Raw genomic sequence first — 5,395 nt, forward strand, 5'->3', positions numbered from 1 at the left:
CCCCGGCGCGCCGCTCAGCGCGCTGACCGAAAAAGCCCTGCGCCCGCACCTGAGCCTGCCCGACGCGCCCGAGCCCGACTTGCTCATCCGCACCGGCGGCGAGTCGCGCATCAGCAACTTCATGCTCTGGCAAAGCGCCTACACCGAGCTGTATTTCACCCCCGCGCTGTGGCCCGATTTCAGCCCCGAATCGCTCGATCAGGCGCTGGCCTGGTACGCCCAGCGTGACCGCCGCTTTGGCGCCGACCAGGCCGCTGCCGATGCGGCGGGCCTGCCGCACCTGGCGGCCCGCTAGGCTCCCATGCAAAACGGCCTGAGCGTTCTCTCCTGGCCCCTGCTGGCCGCCGGCGGCGTCGCTTTTCTGGTGGCCGTCATGCTGGTCATGACCCAGCACTGGCATGGGCATCTGAGCATGGACAGCATCTATGGCGTGCAAAAGTTCCACACCGAGCCGACGCCGCGTGTGGGGGGGATTGCCATCGTGTCCGGTGTTCTGGCTGGTTTGGCACTGGCCCCGCCCGGCCCTCAATACCTGCTGGGGCCGCTGCTGCTGGCCGGTACCCCTGCGTTTGCCTTTGGCCTGGTGGAAGACCTGACCAAAGGCGTCAGCGTGCGCACCCGCCTGCTGGCGACCATGGCCTGTGGCGTGCTGGGCTGGTTCATCACGGGTCAATCGATTACCGACGCCAATGTGCCCGGACTGGACTGGTTGCTGGGCTTTACCGTGCTGTCCGTTGCCTTCACCGCGTTTGCCGTGGGCGGCATTGCCAATGCCATCAACATCATTGACGGCTTCAACGGCCTGTCCGCTGGCACCGTCATCGTCATCCTGGGTGGCTTTTGCATCATGGCCGCCGGCCAGGGCGATGCCGACCTGGCGCGTGTCAGCCTGATTCTGGCGGCCGCAATGCTGGGCTTTGGCCTGGTCAACTGGCCGCTGGGAAAGATTTTTCTCGGCGATGGTGGCGCCTACTTCATTGGCTTTGCCATTGCCTGGATGGCCGTGCTATTGCTGGCGCGCCACCCCGGGGTGTCGGCCTGGGCGCCCATGCTGGCGTGCGGCTACCCGATTCTTGAGGTCTTTTTCAGCATCGCCCGGCGCCGCCGTCGCGGCCGCAGCCCCGGCGACGCCGATCGCATGCACCTGCACAGCCTGGTCAAGCGCCGCGTGGTGCGGGCGCTGCTGCCGCACGCCAGCCGCCTGGTGCGCAACTCCGTCACCGGCGCGATCATGTGGGTCGCCGCCCTGCTGCCCGCTGCCATTGCGGTCAGCTGGTCCACCCGCACGCCCGTCCTGGTGCTGGGTTTTGCCGCTTGTGCACTGCTTTACTCGGTGGTGTACACCCGGCTCACCCAGTTCCGCTGGTGCGTGCGGCCTGCCACGCTGCAAATCCGCCGCCCCGCCTCCATTACCCTTCGTCATTCCGCCGCTGAAAAGAAATGAAAAACATCGCCTCCAACCGTGCCATTGCCATCATTGGCCTGGGCTATGTCGGCTTGCCGCTGGCCGTCGAGTTCGGCAAAACGCGCAAGGTCATCGGGTTTGACATCAACGCCCAGCGCGTGGCCCAACTCCAGGCCGGGCACGACCAGACGCTGGAAGTCGAGGCCGAAGAGCTGCGGCAGGCCGCCCACCTGAGCTACACCACCGACCCCGCCGCGCTGAGCGACTGCACTGTCTTCATCGTCACCGTGCCTACCCCGATTGACGAGCACAAGCGGCCCGACCTCAGCCCCCTCATCAAGGCCAGCACCACCATCGGCAAGGTGCTCAAAAAAGGCGACATCGTCATTTATGAGTCCACCGTCTACCCCGGCGCGACCGAAGAAGAATGCGTGCCGGTGCTGGCGCAGCACTCGGGCCTGACCTTCAACACCGATTTTTTTGCCGGCTACAGCCCCGAGCGCATCAACCCCGGCGACAAAACCCACCGCGTCACCAACATCAAGAAGGTCACCTCCGGTTCCACCCCCGAAGTGGCCGACTTCGTTGACGCGCTGTACAACGAAATCGTCACCGCAGGCACCCACAAGGCCCCGTCCATCATGGTCGCTGAGGCCGCCAAGATCATCGAAAACACCCAGCGCGACCTGAACATCGCCCTCATCAACGAGCTGGCCCTGATCTTCAACCGGCTGGGCATAGACACCGAGGCCGTGCTCAAGGCCGCCGGCACCAAGTGGAACTTTCTGCCATTTCGCCCCGGTCTGGTCGGCGGCCACTGCATTGGCGTGGACCCGTACTACCTGACGCACAAGGCCCAGGCCATCGGCTATCACCCCGAAATCATCCTGGCCGGCCGCCGCCTGAATGACAGCATGGGCGCCTACGTGGTGACCCAGCTGGTCAAGGTGATGACCAAGCGCCGTATCCCGGTGCAGGGTGCGCGCGTGCTGGTGATGGGCCTGGCGTTCAAGGAAAACTGCCCCGACCTGCGCAACACCCGCGTGGTCGACATCGTCAGGGAGCTGGGCGAGTACGACGTGCAGGCCGACGTCTACGACCCCTGGGCGTCGGCCGAGGAAGCGCAGCACGAGTACGGCTTGACTCCGGTGCGCCAGCTGGAGGCCGCCGCCTACGACGCCATCATCATCGCCGTCGCCCATGACCAGTTCAAGGCCATGGGCGCACCCGCCCTGCGCGCCCTTGGCAAGCCCCAGCATGTGCTGTATGACCTGAAATACGTGCTGCCCGCCGAAGCCAGCGACCTGCGCCTGTAAAACACCGGTTTGGCCGACATTTACCCATAAAAACCCGCTCTATCCCATATGTTACGTGCATAGGCAGCTATCAAAATCATAGTAAAAATGACTGCTTACCACGCGCTTCAGACCCGTCTTGCCCAAGAACCCGCCAGCTGGCTCGTCACCGGCGTGGCCGGTTTCATTGGCTCCAACCTGCTGGAAGCCTTGCTCAAGCTGGGCCAGCGCGTGGTGGGGCTGGACAACTTTGCCACCGGCCACCAGCGCAACCTCGACGAGGTGCGGGCGCTGGTCAGCCCCGCCCAGTGGGCCAACTTCTGTTTCATTGAAGGCGACATCCGCACGCTTGCAGACTGCCAGCAAGCCTGCCAGGGCGCTGACTACGTGCTGCACCAGGCCGCGCTCGGCAGCGTGCCGCGCAGCCTGCAAGACCCCATCACCACCAACGCCACCAACATCAGCGGCTTTTTGAACATGCTGGTGGCCGCGCGCGACGCCAACGGCGGCAAGGGGGTCAAACGCTTTGTTTACGCCGCCAGCAGTTCCACCTACGGCGACCACCCGGCCTTGCCCAAGGTCGAAGACAACATCGGCAAGCCCTTGAGCCCCTACGCCGTCACCAAATACGTCAACGAGCTGTACGCCGATGTGTTTGGAAAATCCTACGGCCTGCAAAGCATAGGCCTGCGCTACTTCAACGTCTTTGGCCCCCGGCAAGACCCCGGCGGGGCCTATGCCGCCGTCATTCCCAAATGGATTGCCAGCCTGATCCGGGGCGAGCCGGTGCACATCAACGGCGACGGCGAAACCAGCCGCGACTTCTGCTTTATTGCCAACGTGGTACAGGCCAACCTGCTGGCCGCCACCGCGCAGGCCCCCGACGCCGCCAACCAGGTCTACAACGTGGCCGTCGGCGACCGTACCACGCTCAACGAGCTGTATGCCCAGCTACGGCGCAACCTGCTGCCGCTTTACCCGCACCTGCAGGGCGCCCAGCCGGTGTACCGCGACTTTCGCTCCGGCGACGTGCGCCACAGCCTGGCCGACATCAGCAAGGCCGCCACCCGCCTGGGCTACGCGCCCACGCAGCGCATTGGCCAGGGGCTGGCGCTGGCCATGCCGTGGTACGTCGCGCAGAAATCATGAGTAACAAGCGACCATTGGCATGGTTCATGGCCTAGGACTATTGATTACAATGATTTCATTGCAATCATCCGGACCCGATTCATGAGCAGCATTACCGTTCGAAATCTTGACGAAGCTGTCAAAAACAGCTTGCGGGTGCGGGCCGCCCGCCATGGCTGGTCCATGGAACAGGAAGTCAGGCAAATTCTTCAGCAAACCGTGGCCCCCGAGCAAGCCGGGCAGGTCAGCTTTGCCGAGCGCGTGAACCGCCGGTTTGCCAGCCTGAAAGTCGAATCCCTTCCCATTCCGCCCCGGCAAATCGCCCGCACACCGCCAGCGCTTGAGAAACCATGAGCCGCGGCTTCCTGCTTGACACCAATGTGCTTTCCGAGCTGATGCGCGAGCATCCAGCCGCCGCCGTGCTTGACTGGTTTGCCCAAAACACGCACGCCGCCATGCACACCAGCACCATTACCCAGGCCGAAATCCTCACCGGTATCGCCTTGCTGCCAGCAGGCAAACGCCGCACGGCATTGGCGGTGACTGCCGAGCAGATGTTTGAGCAGGACTTTGCCGGGCACTGCCTTGCATTTGATGCGGCTGCCGCAAAAAACTATGCCGTTCTTGTGGCAGACCGCACCCGGCAGGGGCAACCCATCTCGACAGAAGATGCGCAAATTGCAGCGATTGCGCTGGCCGCCGGGCTGAGCGTGGTCACCCGCAACACCAAAGACTTTGAAAACATTGACGGTTTGACGCTGGCCAACCCCTGGCAAGCCACCACGCCCTATTAATTGACCCCATGACGCAAAACACTCCCCAACGCAAAGGCATCATCCTCGCCGGCGGCTCCGGCACCCGGCTGCACCCGGCCACGCTGGCCATCAGCAAGCAGCTGCTGCCGGTGTATGACAAGCCCATGATTTACTACCCCCTCAGCACCCTGATGCTGGCGGGCATTCGTGACGTGCTCATCATCAGCACCCCGCAAGACACGCCCCGCTTTGCCCAGCTGCTCGGCGACGGCAGCCAGTGGGGCCTGAATCTGCAGTATGCCGAGCAAGCCAGTCCCGACGGCCTGGCCCAGGCCTTCCTGATCGGCGAGCAGTTTGTCGGCAATGCCCCCAGCGCCCTGGTGCTGGGCGACAACATCTTTTATGGCCATGACCTGGAAAACCTGCTGGCCAACGCAGACGCGCAGCCCGGCGGCGCCACCGTCTTTGCCTACCATGTGCAAGACCCCGAGCGCTACGGCGTGGTCGCCTTTGACGCCAGCGGCAAAGTCCGCAGCATTGAAGAAAAACCGGCCCAGCCCCAAAGCAACTTTGCCGTCACCGGCCTTTACTTCTACGACAACCAGGTGGTTGACATTGCCAAGGCCGTCAAACCCAGCGCCCGCGGCGAGCTTGAAATCACCGCCGTCAACCAGGCTTATCTGGACAAAGACCAGCTCAATGTCCAGATCATGCGGCGCGGCTACGCCTGGCTAGACACCGGCACCCACGACAGCCTGCTCGACGCCAGCCAGTTCATCGCCACGCTGGAGCAGCGCCAGGGCCTGAAGATT

Annotated in this window: 7 protein-coding genes; all 7 read left to right on the top strand. The window is 63.7% G+C overall.

Annotation, left to right across the window (positions count from 1 at the left end; translation table 11 throughout):
* The coding region (locus RMO23_RS11850; RefSeq protein ID WP_309681707.1) for an undecaprenyl diphosphate synthase family protein at positions 1–295 on the top strand (295 nt) is incomplete at its 5' end.
* A 6-nt stretch (positions 296–301) separates the two neighbouring features.
* Positions 302–1,444 (top strand): glycosyltransferase, encoded by a 1,143-nt coding sequence (locus tag RMO23_RS11855; RefSeq protein WP_309681709.1) that lies wholly within the window; start codon positions 302–304, stop codon positions 1,442–1,444.
* Positions 1,441–2,721 carry a Vi polysaccharide biosynthesis UDP-N-acetylglucosamine C-6 dehydrogenase TviB gene (tviB, locus tag RMO23_RS11860; RefSeq protein ID WP_309681711.1) on the top strand — a complete coding sequence of 427 codons (1,281 nt, stop codon included), beginning with the start codon at positions 1,441–1,443 and terminating at the stop codon, positions 2,719–2,721. Before RMO23_RS11855 ends, tviB begins: the two co-directional genes overlap by 4 nt.
* Positions 2,722–2,808: 87 nt before the next feature.
* Positions 2,809–3,849 carry an NAD-dependent epimerase/dehydratase family protein gene (locus RMO23_RS11865; RefSeq protein ID WP_309681713.1) on the top strand — a complete coding sequence of 347 codons (1,041 nt, stop codon included), beginning with the start codon at positions 2,809–2,811 and terminating at the stop codon, positions 3,847–3,849.
* Positions 3,850–3,930: 81 nt separating this feature from the next.
* On the top strand, positions 3,931–4,182 hold the full coding sequence (locus tag RMO23_RS11870; protein WP_309681715.1) for a FitA-like ribbon-helix-helix domain-containing protein: 252 nt from the start codon (positions 3,931–3,933) through the stop codon (positions 4,180–4,182).
* Positions 4,179–4,622, top strand: coding sequence for a type II toxin-antitoxin system VapC family toxin (locus RMO23_RS11875; protein WP_309681717.1), 444 nt, complete (start codon positions 4,179–4,181; stop codon positions 4,620–4,622). Before RMO23_RS11870 ends, RMO23_RS11875 begins: the two co-directional genes overlap by 4 nt.
* An 8-nt stretch (positions 4,623–4,630) precedes the next feature.
* The coding region (gene rfbA, locus RMO23_RS11880; RefSeq protein ID WP_309681719.1) for a glucose-1-phosphate thymidylyltransferase RfbA at positions 4,631–5,395 on the top strand (765 nt) is incomplete at its 3' end.

Source organism: Polaromonas sp. (assembly GCF_031411155.1).
Taxonomy (GTDB): Bacteria; Pseudomonadota; Gammaproteobacteria; order Burkholderiales; family Burkholderiaceae_C; genus Polaromonas.

Bases quoted from the DNA above. Each gene is read 5' to 3' on its own strand.
- RMO23_RS11870 (WP_309681715.1), top strand. From the start codon at position 3,931: ATGAGCAGCATTACCGTTCGAAATCTTGACGAAGCTGTCAAAAACAGC.
- RMO23_RS11855 (WP_309681709.1), top strand. From the start codon at position 302: ATGCAAAACGGCCTGAGCGTTCTCTCCTGGCCCCTGCTGGCCGCCGGC.
- RMO23_RS11875 (WP_309681717.1), top strand. From the start codon at position 4,179: ATGAGCCGCGGCTTCCTGCTTGACACCAATGTGCTTTCCGAGCTGATG.
- tviB (WP_309681711.1), top strand. From the start codon at position 1,441: ATGAAAAACATCGCCTCCAACCGTGCCATTGCCATCATTGGCCTGGGC.
- RMO23_RS11865 (WP_309681713.1), top strand. From the start codon at position 2,809: ATGACTGCTTACCACGCGCTTCAGACCCGTCTTGCCCAAGAACCCGCC.